Annotated in this window: 11 protein-coding genes and 1 tRNA gene; 3 read left to right on the top strand and 9 right to left on the bottom strand. The window is 43.7% G+C overall.

Going from position 1 to position 16723, the window contains the following annotated elements; genetic code table 11:
• Positions 1–87: transfer RNA gene (locus NI470_RS13905), tRNA-Ser, on the bottom strand.
• A gap of 88 nt (positions 88–175) precedes the next feature.
• Entirely contained in the window at positions 176–670 is a 495-nt protein-coding gene (gene greB, locus NI470_RS13900) for a transcription elongation factor GreB (protein WP_004280533.1), read from the bottom strand.
• Between the two features lie 362 nt (positions 671–1032).
• Here greB and NI470_RS13895 point away from each other — a divergent pair, with 362 nt between their 5' ends.
• Entirely contained in the window at positions 1033–2148 is a 1116-nt protein-coding gene (locus NI470_RS13895; RefSeq protein ID WP_153566826.1) for an MltF family protein, read from the top strand.
• A gap of 93 nt (positions 2149–2241) precedes the next feature.
• Here NI470_RS13895 and NI470_RS13890 read toward each other — a convergent pair whose 3' ends face one another.
• Together NI470_RS13890 and ttcA are read right to left on the bottom strand one after the other, a co-directional pair.
• On the bottom strand, positions 2242–2628 hold the full coding sequence (locus NI470_RS13890) for an SCP2 sterol-binding domain-containing protein (RefSeq protein ID WP_004280536.1): 387 nt from the start codon (positions 2626–2628) through the stop codon (positions 2242–2244).
• 206 nt (positions 2629–2834) lie between these two features.
• Positions 2835–3761 (bottom strand): tRNA 2-thiocytidine(32) synthetase TtcA, encoded by a 927-nt coding sequence (ttcA, locus tag NI470_RS13885; protein ID WP_153566825.1) that lies wholly within the window; start codon positions 3759–3761, stop codon positions 2835–2837.
• A gap of 499 nt (positions 3762–4260) precedes the next feature.
• Here ttcA and NI470_RS13880 point away from each other — a divergent pair, with 499 nt between their 5' ends.
• Both NI470_RS13880 and htpX read left to right on the top strand, forming a co-directional pair.
• Entirely contained in the window at positions 4261–5133 is an 873-nt protein-coding gene (locus NI470_RS13880) for a lytic transglycosylase domain-containing protein (RefSeq protein WP_153566824.1), read from the top strand.
• Between the two features lie 176 nt (positions 5134–5309).
• Positions 5310–6215 (top strand): protease HtpX, encoded by a 906-nt coding sequence (htpX, locus tag NI470_RS13875; protein ID WP_004280540.1) that lies wholly within the window; start codon positions 5310–5312, stop codon positions 6213–6215.
• A gap of 80 nt (positions 6216–6295) precedes the next feature.
• On the opposite strand, the gene NI470_RS13870 is transcribed toward htpX, so the two are convergent.
• The 5 genes from NI470_RS13870 to NI470_RS13850 form a co-directional block, all read right to left on the bottom strand.
• On the bottom strand, positions 6296–6877 hold the full coding sequence (locus NI470_RS13870) for a DUF4112 domain-containing protein (protein WP_153566823.1): 582 nt from the start codon (positions 6875–6877) through the stop codon (positions 6296–6298).
• 74 nt (positions 6878–6951) lie between these two features.
• Positions 6952–8292 (bottom strand): magnesium transporter, encoded by a 1341-nt coding sequence (gene mgtE, locus NI470_RS13865; RefSeq protein WP_153566822.1) that lies wholly within the window; start codon positions 8290–8292, stop codon positions 6952–6954.
• Between the two features lie 162 nt (positions 8293–8454).
• Complete coding sequence (locus NI470_RS13860) at positions 8455–11583, bottom strand: efflux RND transporter permease subunit (protein WP_253148737.1); 3129 nt, start codon at positions 11581–11583, stop codon at positions 8455–8457.
• Between the two features lie 172 nt (positions 11584–11755).
• The gene (locus tag NI470_RS13855) at positions 11756–14851 is read right to left on the bottom strand and encodes a multidrug efflux RND transporter permease subunit (protein WP_138742919.1); all 3096 of its coding nucleotides are present in this window, start codon (positions 14849–14851) and stop codon (positions 11756–11758) included.
• Between the two features lie 257 nt (positions 14852–15108).
• The gene (locus NI470_RS13850) at positions 15109–16710 is read right to left on the bottom strand and encodes an isocitrate lyase (protein ID WP_004280550.1); all 1602 of its coding nucleotides are present in this window, start codon (positions 16708–16710) and stop codon (positions 15109–15111) included.
• Positions 16711–16723 lie beyond the last annotated feature (13 nt).

The raw sequence follows: 16723 nt of genomic DNA, 5'->3' as shown, positions 1-16723 counted from the left end.
CGGAAGCGGTGAGATTCGAACTCACGGAGGACTCACACCCTCGTCGGTTTTCAAGACCGGTGCATTAAACCGCTCTGCCACGCTTCCATGGCCGACATGATATAAACAAAAATCACGCTTGGCAAATATTTTTATACTTTCACTGCATCAACTGCACAAAATAAAATCAATTCCATTAATCTGCTGAATTTTCTGACTTTTCATAACGAATTGAATTGATGAACCAGAGTTTCTTGCCGGAGGGGGTCAATACCTCGGCCTCATCATCGACCTGCTTGCCCAATAACGCGCGTGCCATCGGTGAACTGATCGATATATGCTGCGGATGATGATCATAAATTTCATCTACACCGACAATACGTAAAGTTTTTTGTTCGCCTTCTTCATTTTCAATTTCTACCCAGGCACCAAAATAAACTTTCCCTTCCTGCTCCGGGGAAAAATCGATGATTTTTAGTTCTTCGAGGCGCTTGCCGAGATACCTGACCCGTCGATCAATTTTACGTAAAATTTGCTTGTTATATTGGTAGTCTGCGTTTTCAGAACGGTCGCCAAGACTGGCGGCCCAGTTCACTTTTTTGGTAATTTCAGGGCGCTCTTCATGCCAGAGATTCTTAAGTTCTGCCACCAATTTATCGTGTCCAGCACGGGTGATTAAGTTGGATTTCATACGTCTTGCTGATCATATTTTCTGTGTTTTAACTTACAAACAGATTATTTTATTTACCATTTTAACACAATGGTAAAATTCTAAAAAAATTAACTTTATATTTCAATATCTTAAAATTATTTTTAAAAATAATTTGTGTACAAAATTTGACAATCGTTTTTCAGATCATTAATATGCCAGCAACTTCCGGAAATGCTTACTTTTTAATCTATGTAGTTTTTCTACATAATTATCTTTAAATCTCTTGTCATTTTGAATGACGTCATGACTGCCCAACCCTTATTGAATTTATCAAACTGTTAAAATTTCTGGCTTTGTTGGCTGTGATTTTTAGGGCATAAATTACTTGTAGCGGAGACAACATGCACAGTAGTTCATCCACTGGGTCGAGGCTTTGCCTAAGATCTGTAATTTCTTCTCTCCCTTTGAAAGCACTTGTACTGAGCACTGCATTTATTCCCCTACACAGTATCAATGCAAGTAAGACCACACTTCAGTTTGATCATGTGGTCAATAGCAATAAGTTGACCGTGGTTGCGGTTGAAAATCCGACTACCGTATTTCAGGATGGACAACATCTACATGGCTTCGGTTATGATCTGGTTCGTAACTATGCCAACAATCTGAATGTAAAGCTCGATTTTAAAATCGTTCCTGATAATAATACGGCACTACAATGGGTTGCTCAGGGTAAAGCCAATCTGGCTATGACAACTACCGATATACGCACCATTGAAAACAAGCGTTTGACGTCATTCTCAGCCACTTGTGGCGATGAATCGATTCTGTCGAGTAATGGCTTGAATACCAATTTAAACCTGGTGTTTAAATCTGCTACAGATCCTTTGAGCCAGACGGCCAGTGCTTTTGTCTGCAAAGGCAAACAAAGTGGTGCCATCAAGCAGCTTGCTTCATTTTATAATCAGAATGTGGTGAAAGAGGAATCCTGGACCACCATTCAACGTGATTTGAACAATCGCCTGCCGATCTATGAAGCGAGTTTTAAACAGACAGCTCAGCAATATGATCTGGATTGGCATTTACTGGCGGCCATTGGTTATCAGGAATCTTATCTGAAACCGAATTCGGTTTCTCCGACGGGTGTGCGTGGCTTGATGATGCTAACCAACAGTACAGCCAAAGCAATGGGCGTGAGTAACCGTACTGATCCGGCTCAAAGCATTCAGGGTGGCGCCAAGTATTATGATCAAATGCTTAGTCGCTATGATCATATTCCTTTTCCAGATCGAAACTGGTTTGCACTAGTGGCTTATAATATGGGCCCAGGTGCAGTGAATCAGTTGCAAAAGCGTATTCAGTCGCAAGGCAAGAACCCGAATAACTGGGTGAACTTATATGCCTATCTGGATCAGAATAAAGCCAATAATGGTCGTTACCGTCAAGCGGTGCAATATGTGACCCGTATTCGTGCTTATCTGGAGCATATCAAGACCACACCGCAATTGGTGAATATCTAAGCTGAAACCTTAGCGTTAATCAAAATGCCATAAAAAAAGCTTACCTCAGGGTAAGCTTTTTTGGTCTTCATTCAGGCTAATGTCTTAGCAGAATTAAGCCGTAGTATTTTCAAGCACTTTCTTGAACAAATCTTTTTGTTCCTGACTTGGTTTTGCAGTCTGAAGTGCCATCAATTGTGACATATCACCCTGTACTTTGATTTTACCTGTCATAAATGCCTGCATCGCAGCAGCCATATCAAACTCTAGGAAAACTTTACGTAGAGTTTCGCCATCCATATTCAGCGTGGTTTTGGCATTTGAAGACAAACCTTTTTTGATTGCCCCACCATCTAAAGATAGTTCAGTATTACCTGTAGTGTCCGCTACAACCAAATTAATCGCAAGGTTCGCCAAAGCTGGTGGCAAATTCAAATCGCCAGCTTGCGCAGTTAGAGTTTCTACAGTTGAAAACCAATCATCAGTTAAAAAAGCAGGCATGATCTTTCCTCAAATTATTTGTTCATTTGTGTCGACTATCCAGACGACATCATGTTGAAGCTATTATGCTTGTGCTTTGTTATATCATGATCATTAGCGCAAAGGCTAACGAATTTTGTACGCGCCGTTCAATTTTTGTAGTTCTATTTTTATTTATGTTTATAAGCAGACATCAACCCGCGGGCTGATGTCTACACGTTCTAAAATTAGTCTGCAGCAAAGCCCAGATTAACCATATTGATCCGGCGGTTCTCGCCTTCCACCGCTTCTTCAGTTGAATCACCACCTTTGAAGTCGAATTCACGCTGGCTATCCAGAACTTCAAAATCAAATAATTCACGATCGACTAGCTGTGATGGCGAAACATTTTGCAATGCGCCAAAAATGCTGTGCAGACGTTTTGGATGTGCTTTATCCCAATCACGTAACATGTCATTGATAATTGCGCGCTGCAGGTTGTCCTGAGAGCCACATAAATTACATGGAATAATTGGAAATTGACGCATTTCTGCATATTTAATGATGTCTTTTTCTTCCACATAGGCCATTGGACGAATCAGAATGTTCTTTTTGTCTGAAGACAACAGTTTTGGAGGCATAGCTTTCAAGCTGCCGCCATGGAACAGGTTCAGGAAGAAAGTCGCCAGGATATCATCACGATGATGGCCTAAGGCAACCTTGGTCGCACCAATTTCCTGCGCAAAACCGTATAAAGAACCACGACGCAAACGCGAACAGACTGCACAGTAGGTTTTACCTTCAGGCGTCAACTTTTTGGTGATGCTGTAGGTGTCTTTTTCCAAAATGTAATACGGAATGTTATTTTCTTCTAAATAACGCGGTAATACATCTTCCGGGAAGCCTGGCTGTTTCTGGTCCAGATTCACAGCCATTACATCGAAATTGATCGGTGCGATGCGCTTGAACTGTAGCAGGATATCCAACAGGGTATAACTGTCTTTACCACCAGAAATACACACCATGACCTTATCGCCTTCTTCAATCATCTTGAAGTCACGAATGGCATGTCCGACCTGGCGGCGAAGCTTCTTCAACAAACGGTAGTAGGCTGAGCTTGTTGGCAGTTCAGGTTTGAAATTAAATCCTTGTTCGGACTCAACTGGCGAGTACATAGACGAGATTAACCCATAAAAAAAATACCGCGCAATTTTAGCCGATTCGGACCGCTATCGCATCAAAAGAATTTATTTTCATGAAAATGTCTTATTAGTTTCATTTTCATGTTTTATTTAGATTGATATATTGAACGATTGCGTTCATTTTTTAGTCAAGATGCTTATCTTTTGGACTTTTCCACAGTTGTCCACAAAAGCTGTGGATAACTTTGTGGATTGAAACAGACTTGACAACTTGTCCGGCTCAAAAGATAAGGCTTTTCTTTGAATTGATCATTTTTTGATCAATTTAATTATTAATAAAAATCAAATAGTTAACCCTGTCAAGCCTAAGGTTTTAAATTAAATCATATTTTTTTTTCTACTGCTAAAATGTAAAAAATGACTTGCATTTACAAACTCGTTTATAAATGCATCGCACAAGTCTTTTCATTCCGTAATTTTTTGTTAAACTCTTTATTAAATTTATCTCGCTTGTGTTTACTTAATATAAACAATGAAAATAAATGTGCATGTTTTGGGGCGTTATGGAATCAGTGGTTTGCTATTGGCAAGTTGTTGTCACTTTGCTTATGCCGGTCAAACGATCTATCAGTTACGCGACAGTAATGGTAGTACTTTACTGACCAATAAGAAAAGTCGCTATAATCACCTGCAGGTCGAAAAGAAAACTTATTATCCAGACAGCAATATTCACAGTTATAGCAACTGGGGTTCAAGTGAAGCTTCGGTATTGCCAAGTTATAGTAAAAATAAAAATGCCTATGACTCGATCATCCGTCAGGCAGCACAAACCTATGGTGTATCTGAAGGCTTGATTAAAGCCGTGATGCATACCGAATCCGGTTTTAATGTGCAGGCACGTTCTCCAGTCGGTGCACAGGGCTTAATGCAACTCATGCCCGCGACTGCCCGTCGTTTTAATGTCAGCAATGCTTATGACCCGCAGCAGAATATTATGGCAGGTGCCAAATATCTGGCCTGGTTATTGAAACGTTTTAATGGCAATACCACCTTGGCACTGGCCGGCTATAATGCCGGTGAAGGTAATGTTGCCAAATATAAGGGCGTACCACCGTTTCGTGAAACTCAGGACTATGTCCGTCGTGTCAGCAGCCGTTATCAGAACCTATATGCTCAAGGTCTAGGTAATCATAGTGCTGCCTATACAGCATCTTCTGATACTGGCCGTGTGATTGCCAGTTCTAACAATTATTCGACTGGAACCACCACAGCTTCCAATATTCAGGCTGCCAAGTATCAGCGTCAGATCATTGCTCAAGCGGATGGCAGTTTCACCGATGCACCGGCAGGCTCATATGCCACCGCCAATGCGTCAGCATCTGCAAAAATATATTTGAGTGAATAATTTCTAAACAGCTTTGTTTTTAAAGACCTATGTTTTAATTAGTACAAAAAATATCCTGTGTTTTTTGTAGCCAAATGCTATTTTTTCCTTGAATTCTTCTCCATTTCACCGCATATTGATTTCAATGATTTACATTTAATAATCAGATTATTTTTCTGTAATAAGAGGATTTCTCAATGATGCGGATTGGTTTGTTCTTGCTAACCAACCTCGCGGTACTGGTTGTAGCTGGCATTATCTTGTCACTCTTCGGTGTCGGTAGTTACCATGGCGCAGGTGGCTTGAATCTAGGCAACCTGTTGGTCATCTGTTTTGTGTTCGGTATGGTCGGCTCAATGATTTCCCTGTTCATGTCTAAATGGATGGCGAAAAAGACCACGGGTACTGAACTGATTGACCCGAATGCACCTCGTAACCAAGCTGAAGCCTGGTTGCTCCAAGAAGTTGCACAACTTTCTCAGCGTGCAGGCATTAAAATGCCGGAAGTGGGTATTTTCCCCTCTTACCAGTCGAATGCCTTTGCCACTGGCTGGAACAAAAACGATGCTCTCGTTGCGGTATCAACCGGCTTGCTTGAGCGTATGAACAAAGACGAACTTCGTGCAGTATTGGCGCATGAGATTGGTCACGTCGCCAATGGTGACATGGTCACTCTGGCACTGATCCAAGGTGTTGTGAACGCCTTCGTGATGTTCTTCGCACGTGTCGCGGGTGATTTTATTGACCGCAATGTCTTTGGTCGTGAAGAAGGTGAAGCTCCGGGTATTGCCTATTTTGTGATTACTATTGTGCTAGATATCGTGTTCGGTATCTTGGCATCGTCGATTGTGATGTGGTTCTCTCGTCACCGTGAATACCGTGCTGATGAAGCAGGCGCACGTTTGGCAGGTAAACAAGCCATGATTTCAGCATTACTGCGCTTACAGGCAGAATCTGAAATGCCGGATGCCATGCCGAAAGAAATGAAAGCATTTGCGATTTCTGCGGGTAAAGAAGAAGGCTTTAGCCTTGCTGCCTTGTTCCAGACGCATCCAAGCATCGAACAGCGTGTCGCTGCATTGCAACAACTTGATTGTGCTTAAGTAAAACTTGAGTTTTGATTCAAGAAAAGCCTGCAATTGCAGGCTTTTTTATTGGATTTAATTATTCTTTAGCTGACCTATCATTGGCTGAACCATTGATACAGCGCCATAGCACCCCACCCGATCGCGAAGATAAATAAAATCAGGAATAAAGTGCCTAAAATATCCGGAATATGAATCCAGATCCAGGCCACCACAGGATTGCGCCAGAATCCAGATCGCTGTTGTTTGCGTTCCAGACTTTCATGCAAAAATGGATGCACCACATGTCGATCGCTATTAATCTGATATTCCTCGCGAATATGCAGGTGCACGACATCGAGCGCTTTGCGACTGGGCCGAATAAAAATATCAAAGACCGTGCCTGCCACCGGAATAAATCCTACTACCGCATCGATCGCCGCCATTTTCATCACCGGATTGAGTTTGGCACTCGGAACCCCGATCTGTTTGGCCTTATGAATGGCATAACAGGTCAATACAAAACCGGCAATATCTCCAGCAACCGGAATCGTACTCAAAGCTGCGTCTGCCCCCACCCCTTGCTTGGTAAACGGAATACGCACCACGGAGTCCATCATATTGGCAAACTTGGCCAGATCACGTTCCAGACGTATCACCTCTTGTTGGCTTAATTTTGGTTTTTGTCCAGACTCAGGCATAAGTTATTCCAGAAATAATGCTGATTTTCTTGAGCATAAAGTATTTTTTCTAGGCTGATGTATCAATCTGTGAATTAAAACAATAATTTGGAAGCAACGAATAAATACAGAATCACACCGGTAGCATCGCAGATAGAAGTCACTAACGGCGCCGAAGCACTGGCAGGATCGAGTTTGAGTTTATTTAAAATAAAAGGCAGACTCATGCCGATCAGGCAGCCCGTCAACACAATCCCGAGCATACTGATGGCCAGCACCACAGCTACCATAATATCTCCCCGAATATAACCCAGAATGGATACCGCAATCGCCATAGTGCCGCCTAAGCACAGCGCCACCAGAGATTCGCGACTGAGCAAATTAAACCAATCCTTAAATTCGACATCGCCTGTGGCCAAGGCACGCACCATCAAGGTGGCTGATTGCGAACCGGCATTCCCGCCACTACCCACCAAAAGCGGTAAGAAAAATACCAACACGATATGTGCGGCAATGATCTCTTCAAAGTGTGCAATGCCGATTCCCGAGAGCAGACTGCCAAAAACCAGAATGACCAGCCAAAAGACCCGCTTCTGATACAGGGTCAAAATCGGGGCAGTTTTAAGGCTCAATTCAGTCAACGGTGTCACTGCACCCGACTTTAAAATATCTTCAGTGGTTTCGGCTTCGACAATGTCCATAGCATCGTCATAAGTAACAATTCCTAAGAGTTTTTGCTGTGCATCAACTACAGGCAGAGCAATAAAATCATAATAGGCCAAGGCTCGAGCTACAATTTCCTGATCATCTGTTACCTGAGCAGAAATGACGTCACGTTGCATCACCTCGGCAATGCTCAGCTCAGGTAAGGCCTGTATGATCTGCCTTAAGGAAATCACACCGATCAGCCGTTCTTCTGCATCGACAATATAAATCAAATACAGGGTTTCCTGCCCGGCGGCCACCACACGTAAAGCCTGTATCGCTTCATCCATGGTTAAATCGGGTGAGAGCGTCACAAAACTTGAGCTCATCATGGCACCCGCTGTACCTTCCGGATAGATGGCCAGATCTTTGAGTGTCTGCTGGGATTCTTCAGATAATGCGCTCATCAATTGCAGCTGTAGCGGCGGCGAAAACTGCTTATAAATATCGACAAAATCATCAGAGGGCATTGCGTCCAGAATGGGAACAAGTTCTGAAATGGATAAGTACTTTGTCACGTTTAACTGCTGCCCTAGGGGCATAAAAGCATAGACCAAGCTTGGTTCATTCAGTTCCCTTAAAATTCGGGCCTGTTGCCGAGCATCTAAACGACTTAAAATGCGCGCCTGATCGGCGACATTCAGCTGACTGAGTAAACCTACAGCGATGTCGTGATTTTCAGAATGTAATTGTTGTTGGATATGCTGGATTTTTTCTGAAATTGTCGGCATAAGCAGCTCATTATAAAAGTCTGGCATTCAAGAGATGTTTGTCCTGATCCCTATGTATCCTAATTTTTCATGTGAATAATTTTAATGATCATGCTGCAATATGACGATATTTTTTGTATAAATCAATTCCTCGATATTTAGCCAGAAAAAAGCCTGACTGAGTCAGGCTTGTTCACTTTCTAAAGATGGATGCTCTATCACCACTGATTGAGAAACCGTTTTTTTAATCATGAGACTACGGATCAATACATACATAAAGGGAATAAACAGCAGTACCAGGACAGTAGCAAATAGCACCCCACCAAAAACACTACTGCCAATCTCCTGCCGGCTGATTGCACTGACGCCCGTGGCAAACATCAAAGGCAATACACCCGCTGCAAATGCAATGGAAGTCATGACAATAGGACGCAAGCGTAAGCCCGCAGCCATTATCGCGGCCTGAACCGGAGTATGACCTGCCCGCTCTGCTTGTGCAGCAAACTCTACAATCAAAATTGCATTTTTACAGGACAGACCGATAGTCGTCAGCAAGGCGATATGAAAGTAAATATCGTTCGCAAAACCAAACCAGACACAGAACAGAATACTTCCTCCCACGCCCAGAGGAATCGCGGTCAACACCACAGCAGGAATCGTCCAGCTTTCATAGAGTGCCGTTAAACATAAGAAAATAAAGGCAATCGAAATTAGATACAAGAAAATAGCTTGCCCACTGCTACGTTTTTCTTCTAAGGCGGCTCCACTCCAGGCCAAATTTACTCCGTCTTGTTCATCGACTAAAGCTTCGACATCTTGCATGGTTTGACTCGAAAATTGATCTTTGGGAATACCTGCATACACAGGCACGGCGTTATAGCCCATATAACGGTTTATACTATTCGGTCCACCTTGCCAATTCAGCGTAGTGAATTGATTAAACGATAACATTTCGCCTTTGCTATTACGGACATGCCAATGTGCCAAATCTTCAGGTTTAGAACGGAACTCCGCTTCGCCTTGCATGATGACCCGTTTGATTTGCCCACGATCAATAAAGTCGTTGATATAAGTACCACTCCAAGCCGCAGCCAACGTACTGTTAAAACTTTGCTGAGGTACGGCATATTTGAGTAAACGTTCTACATCCAGTTTAATATTCAGCTCGGCACTTTCTTTGGGTACATCAAGTTGTAAATATTCAATCGATGATTTTGCTTTGGCACGAGTTTCAATCTCAGAGAAGGATTGCTGTAAAAACTCGCTACCCCGTGAATCTAGATCTTGTAACCAGAAGTCGACCACACGTCCATTACTTGACATAGAAGGTGCCATAAAGAAAATCTGGGCATTGGCATGATTGGCAAAGTGCTTTTGTGCACGATCTACAATAGCAAAGACGGTATCTTCAGGATTTTTACGCGCTGCCCAGTCCTTTAATACGACAAATAGCTGACCACGATAAGGCCCAACCCCAACATTGTTTCCGCTATACCAAATCCCAATGCTTTGAATGCGCTCAGATTCATGCTGCATTAAATAGTCCTGGACTTCACGCCCTACTTTTTCTATCTCAGAACGTGGTGCATTGCCCGGCATCACAATTTGACCCATGACAAAGCCCATATCTTCCGTTGGCATCAGCCCTTCGGGCAAGGTTTTATAAAGCCAGCCAAAGCCTAAAACACATATACTAAATACAGCCAACATCGTCATTTTAAACTGCATGCTACGTGCAGAAAGCTTTTGGTAACGTATGGTGAGCTTATCCATGCCACGATTAAAACGCTGTGCCCATTTTGGTTGATGTGGTTGACGTTTTAGCAGTTGCGCTGCAAATGTAGGGGTGATGATGAGTGCCACCAATAAAGAAAGTAGCATTGCCACGACCAACGTGATGGAAAACTGACGATAGATGACTCCTGTCATACTGCCAAAAAATGCCATGGGAATAAATACAGCAGTTAAGACCAACGTAATCCCGATCAATGCACCGCTGATTTCCTTCATTGACTTTAAAGCTGCAGCCTGAGCATCCAAATGTTCTTCATGCATCAAACGTTCAATGTTTTCCACGACCACAATGGCATCATCGACCAACAGGCCAATCGCCAAAATCAGGGCAAACAAGGTAAAACTGTTTAAGCTCATTCCCAATACATACAGCACCGCAAATGTGGCTAAAACTACAATCGGAATCGTGACTGCAGGAATAATAGTAGCGCGCCAGTTTTGCAGGAAGATAAACATCACCAAGACCACCAGTACCATCGCTTCGACCAAAGTTTTCGCGACTTGTTCAATTGAACTGGTAATAAATGGGGTTCTGTCCATAGTCATACGCAATTGATAATGTGCAGGCAAATTGGCTTGGGCATTTTTCAATACCGTTTGCATCTGCTCTGAAACCGCAATGGCATTACTCCGTGGCGCCAATTGAATCGATAATGCAGCGGATAAATGACCGTTGGTATAATTTAAATGGTTATAACTTTCTGCCCCCAACTCAACACGTGCAACATCTTTCAAGTACAGTACTGAACCTGAATCTGTTGTCTTCACAATGATTTCTTCAAATTCATCAATGCTACTTAAACGTGATCCCGCACTGACCTTGGCATTCATGTATTGATCTTGTGCTGTCGGTAATCCACCAATAGAACCAGACACAAGTGGTGCATTTTGTGTCTCGACTGCATTGCGAATATCACTCGGCATCAAATTAAATTGGCGTAGTTTATGTGGATTGAGCCAAATGCGCATCGCATAGCCTGCGCCATAAAGCTCCACTTCACCCATCCCGTCAATACGGGAAAAACGCGGTTCGACATGCACCATTAAATAGTCAGCAAGCTCTGTCGGTGTCGCCTTCCCTGATTCATCATATAAACTCAGTAATGCAAATTGATCATAACCTTGTTTATAAACAGCCACTCCATTTTGCTGGGTTTCTTCAGGCAATCGACTTAGCACACCATTGACCGCATTTTGCACTTGCAACAATGCCTGATCGAGATCCACGCCTTGCTCAAACGACAGGGCCAGATTTGCACGCCCCACGCTACTGTTGGACTGAAAGCTTTCCAAACCTTCAATGCCTTTTACCGCTTGTTCTAAAATTTGCGTGACCGATTGCTCAACGGTTTCCGCAGATGCACCACGATACCCCGCAGAAACACCTAACGCAGGTGCATCCATATTCGGCATATGCTCAATCGGAATTTTTTGCAGTGCAAAAATTCCTAATACCATCATGATAATGGCAATCACGGTTGCAAATTTAGGTCGATAAATAAAAAAGCGTGACAACATGAATAAAAATCCCCATCAGATGCATTCTCACGACGCATTCTTGTATGAATAGATGATTTCTATAGCAATTTTCACACCATGCTGAAAACGCAACCAGCTATCGGATAAATTTTAACGATAAAAAAATCCCCGTATAAACGGGGATTTTTAAGCTCTAGAGTTTTCCTTTGTTTTAAGCACGCGATTTTTTGATGATGAGTTGGCGAATCAAAACATACATAAATGGAATAAAAATCAGCACCAGCAATGTTCCAAAAATGACACCACCAAATACACTCACCCCAATTTCCTGACGACTCACCGCACCTGCGCCTGTAGCAAAGACCAGCGGTAAAATCCCTGCGCCAAAAGCCAAAGAAGTCATCAAAATTGGACGTAGGCGTAAAGACGCACCTTCTAGTGCCGCCTCTACTACCGATTTGCCTTGCTGCTGTGCTAATGAAGCAAACTCTACAATCAGAATGGCATTCTTACAGGACAGACCGATGGTGGTCAGCAAGGCAATCTGGAAATAGATATCATTCGGGAAACCAGCCAGATAACTGAAAATAATATTGCCACCAATCCCCAGTGGAATTGCTGACATTACGGCGGTTGGAATGCTCCAGCTTTCATATAAAGCCGCCAGACAGAGAAAAATAAAACCGATCGAAATCAGATACAGCCAGATCGCCTGATTATTGGACTGTTTTTCCTCGAAAGAAAGACCGCTCCAGACTACATCGACTCCCTCCTGCTCGGCAATCAAAGCTTCCACATCCTGCATGGCTTGGCCGGAACTGCTGTCTTTGGCCCGATCCGCTTCCATTTGCAATGCGGTATAACCCATAAAACGGTTGACCACTTCAGGGCCACCACTCCAGCCCACTTGCGAGAAGTTACTGAAAGGCACCATCTGATTTTGGTCATTTCGTACATGCCACTGTGCCAGATCTTCCGGCTTGGAACGGAATTCAGCATCACCCTGCATGATCACCCGTTTAATCCGGCCGCGATCAATAAAGTCATTGATATAACTGCCGCCCCAGGCACTGGATAAGGTACTGTTAATCGCCGATTGGGTCAGGCCATTGGCCATGGCCTGTTTCTGGTCAATATTGACACGTAGTTCTGCTTTGTCAGGATTAGAACGTTTGCCCAGATTTTCAAAGCTCGTATAGTTGCCCGCCCGAGCTTCCAGCGCTTTAAATTGCTGTTCCAGATATTGCCGGCCATTGCCATTGATATCTCGAATCCAGAAATCCAGACCATCGGTTTGTCCCAGACCATTGACTGAAGCTGGCATGGACACGTTAATTTGTGCATTGCGATTACTTTGAAAATGCTTCAAGGCCCGTTCACGAATCGCTTGTGCAGTATTGTCCTGACCGGAACGCTCATCCCAATGTTTTAATGCCACAAAACCGGTCGCCAAATTCTGACCAGTTCCAGAGAAATTTCGCCCATAACGGATCATCACCAGATTGACGTTGACTTGTTCCTGATCCAGAAAATACTTACGAACTTCTTCACCGATCTGAATGGTATGTTTCATCGGGGCGCCTTCCTGCAATTTAATCTGCAGGCTTAAAATCCCCTGATCCTCACTCGGTAAAAAACTGGTTGGCAAAGCGCGATAGAACAGCGCAAAAACACTGATCAATCCGGCAAACAGCAGCAAACAGATCGCCTGACGCTGAATCGTGAGTTTAGACAGATTCAGATATCGATATTTTAAATGCTCCAGTTTCTGGTTAAACCAGGACGCCCATTTTGCCGGTTTAGGATTCGGTTTTAGAATAAGCGCGCACAATGCTGGGGTTAGAATCAAGGCCACCATTAAGGACAGCGACATCGCCGCAACCAAGGTAATAGAAAACTGGCGGTAGATCACGCCAGTCGATCCACCAAAAAAAGCCATCGGAATAAAGACTGCGGTTAAGACCAACGTAATCCCGATCAGTGCCCCACTAATTTCCTGCATGGATTCCAGGGCAGCGTCCTTGGCAGACAGTTGCTTTTCATGCATCAGCCGTTCGACGTTTTCCACCACAACAATCGCATCATCCACCAACAGGCCGATCGCCAGAACCAGCGCAAATAAGGTTAAAGTGTTGACACTCATACCCAGTGCATACAACACCGCCATGGTACCCAAAATCACTACCGGAACAGTCACGGTGGGAATCAAAGTGGCACGCCAGTTCTGCAAGAAAATGAACATCACAATGATGACCAAGATCACAGCTTCGATCAGGGTTTTGATCACTTCTTTAATTGATTCTTGTACAAAGGGCGTATTGTCACGTGGGTAAGCAATTTTATAGCCTTCAGGCAATTGCTGGGAAATACGGGCAATTTCAGCCTTAATCAGATTAGAGGTGGCAATGGCATTGGCCCCTGAGGCCAGTGAAATACCCAGACCTGCTGATGGATAACCATTATTGGTACTATAAGACTGATAATTTTCAGCACCCAGTTCTACCCGCGCAATATCTTTCAAATAAATAAAGCTGCCGGCACGATCCGATTTGACAATAATATTCTGGAATTCTTCTACAGTTTTTAGCCGTGAACCCGAAGTAACTTTGGCATTCAGGTATTGCTCGTCTATGGCTGGAAGATCACCAATCGCACCAGCAGCGACCTGAGTATTCTGGGCTTCAATCGCAGCACGCACATCACTTGGCATCAGGTTATATTGTTTTAATTTTGCCGGATTCAGCCAGATCCGCATCGCATATTGTGAACCAAAAACATCCACCTCACCAATGCCTTCAATCCGGGAAATGTCCTGTTCCAGATGGGTCATCAGATAGTCGGAAAGTTCAATATTGTTGCTGCGCCCCGACTCATCATACAGGCTGATCACCATATGGGTATCACCGAGCGATTTAAAGACATTAACGCCTTGGCGTTGTACATCTTCCGGTAATCGGTTGAGTACCCCATTAATCGCATTTTGTACCTGAACCTGTGCGGTATCCGGATCGGTGCCATTTTCAAAGCTAATACTGACCCGGCTGCGCCCTGAAGAATCACTACTCGAACTGAAATACAGCAGATGATCAATGCCTTTGATTTGCTGTTCCAGCACTTGAGTCACACTTTCTTCCACAGTTTCTGCAGAAGCACCGCTATAAGTTGCTGCCACCGTTATCCTTGGCGGGGCAATGTCCGGATAACGTTCCACTGGCAGGTTCATCACTGCGAACAAGCCGATTGCCATGACAACAATCGCCAGTACCCCAGCAAAGATCGGGCGGTGGATAAAAAATTTAGACAGCATAAGTCCGGGTCACTTTTAATTAAATAGGGGTAAATTGATGCAGAACATAAGTATGCTATATCGAAATATTCAGTGACATAGCACTAGAATGCAAGAATTAAACACATAAAAACTGCGATAAAAACCAATCATGGAGAAATTATGGATAATCCCTCTTGAGCATATTCTTGAGATTGCTCTTCCCTATTTATTAATAGCATTTTTCCAAACAAAAAACCCTGCATCTGCAGGGTTTTTTGGTGAATCAATTGAGCGGATTAAGCGCTGAACTGGTTCATTGTGTTTTTAGAATCATCACCAGCTTTCAATGCATTGTCACCAGCGAAGATTTCTTTGTGGTCATCACCGATGTCAGAACCAGCCATTGCTTGGTGTTTAACACATGCGATACCGCCGCGGATTTCTTTACGTTGTACGCCAGCAACATAAGCCAACATACCTTCAGTACCGAAGTAACCTTGAGCAAGCTCATGAGTAGAAAGCGCAGCTGTGTGGTAAGTCGGAAGTGTGATCAAGTGATGGAACACACCCGCTTCACGAGCAGCGTCAGCCTGGAATGTACGAACTTTTTCGTCAGCTTCAGCAGCCAGTTCAGTTGCATCGTACTCAGCGCTCATTAACTTAGCACGGTCGTAAGCAGAAACGTCTTTACCTTCAGCAACCCAACGGTCATATGCTTGTTGACGGAAGTTTAAAGTCCAGTTGAACGAAGGCGAGTTGTTATAAACAAGTTTCGCATTTGGAACTGTTTCACGTACACGGTTAACCATGTGAGCAATTTCAGCAACGTTAGGCGTCGCAGTTTCGATCCAAAGCAGGTCAGCACCGTTTTGTAGGCTAGTTACACAGTCAAGTACGACGCGGTCGATTTGCGTGCCTTCACGGAACTGGTATAGACCAGAAGCAAGACGTTTAGGACGGTGAAGTTTACCATCACGCTTGATCAGGATTTCGTCTTCTTGCGCTTCTGAAATGTCGATTTCAGTTGTGTCTAAGTAGCTGATGTATTGAGAAGCGATGTCGCCTGGCTCTTTAACCACTGGGATTTTTTGAGTCAAGTCAGCGCCTTCAGAGTCAGTACGTGCAACAATAATACCGTCGTCAAGACCCATTTCCAGGAATGCATAGCGAAGAGCGTGGATTTTCGCGATGAAGTCTTCGTGTGGAACTGTTACTTTACCAGCTTGGTGACCACATTGTTTCGCGTCAGAAACCTGGTTTTCGATTTGTAGTGCACAAGCACCCGCTTCGATCATTTTCTTAGCAAGTAAGTAAGTCGCTTCTTCGTTACCGAAACCAGCATCGATATCCGCAATAATTGGCACAACGTGAGTTTGGAAGTTGTCGATTTGTGAAGTGATTTCAGCTGCTTTAGCAGTGTCGCCCGCTTCTTGTGCTTTTTTAAGTGCACGGAACAAGTCGTTTAATTCTTTCGCGTCAGCTTGACGTAAGAAAGTGTAGATTTCTTCGATCAATGCAGGAACAGACGTTTTTTCGTGCATAGATTGGTCAGGAAGTGGACCAAATTCTGAACGAAGCGCTGCAACCATCCAACCAGAAAGGTAGATGTAGCGACGTTCAGTTGTACCGAAGTATTTTTTGTTCGCAATCATTTTTTGTTGCGCGATGAAACCGTGCCAGCAACCTAGTGATTGAGTGTATTTGCTAGAGTCTGCATCATAAGCAGCCATATCACGACGCATAATTGCCGCTGTATATTTCGCAATGTCTAAACCAGTTTTGAAACGGTTTTGAAGTTGCATACGCGCAGCATCTTCAGGACTGATGTCTGCCCAAGTGTTACCGAATTTCGCTTTTAATTCGCGAATTGCATCAATCGCTGTTTGGTATGTAGTCATGATATATTCCTGT

It is taken from the genome of Acinetobacter lwoffii, assembly GCF_024129115.1.
Classification (GTDB): Bacteria; Pseudomonadota; Gammaproteobacteria; order Pseudomonadales; family Moraxellaceae; genus Acinetobacter; species Acinetobacter lwoffii_T.
Note: the sequence above shows the minus strand (reverse complement) of the source record. Positions and strands in the feature narration are given on the sequence as shown.

Coding starts and splice junctions, on each gene's coding strand:
- greB (WP_004280533.1), bottom strand. CDS start 670: ATGAAATCCAACTTAATCACCCGTGCTGGACACGATAAATTGGTGGCA.
- NI470_RS13895 (WP_153566826.1), top strand. CDS start 1,033: ATGCACAGTAGTTCATCCACTGGGTCGAGGCTTTGCCTAAGATCTGTA.
- NI470_RS13890 (WP_004280536.1), bottom strand. CDS start 2,628: ATGCCTGCTTTTTTAACTGATGATTGGTTTTCAACTGTAGAAACTCTA.
- ttcA (WP_153566825.1), bottom strand. CDS start 3,761: ATGTACTCGCCAGTTGAGTCCGAACAAGGATTTAATTTCAAACCTGAA.
- NI470_RS13880 (WP_153566824.1), top strand. CDS start 4,261: ATGAAAATAAATGTGCATGTTTTGGGGCGTTATGGAATCAGTGGTTTG.
- htpX (WP_004280540.1), top strand. CDS start 5,310: ATGATGCGGATTGGTTTGTTCTTGCTAACCAACCTCGCGGTACTGGTT.
- NI470_RS13870 (WP_153566823.1), bottom strand. CDS start 6,877: ATGCCTGAGTCTGGACAAAAACCAAAATTAAGCCAACAAGAGGTGATA.
- mgtE (WP_153566822.1), bottom strand. CDS start 8,292: ATGCCGACAATTTCAGAAAAAATCCAGCATATCCAACAACAATTACAT.
- NI470_RS13860 (WP_253148737.1), bottom strand. CDS start 11,583: ATGTTGTCACGCTTTTTTATTTATCGACCTAAATTTGCAACCGTGATT.
- NI470_RS13855 (WP_138742919.1), bottom strand. CDS start 14,851: ATGCTGTCTAAATTTTTTATCCACCGCCCGATCTTTGCTGGGGTACTG.
- NI470_RS13850 (WP_004280550.1), bottom strand. CDS start 16,710: ATGACTACATACCAAACAGCGATTGATGCAATTCGCGAATTAAAAGCG.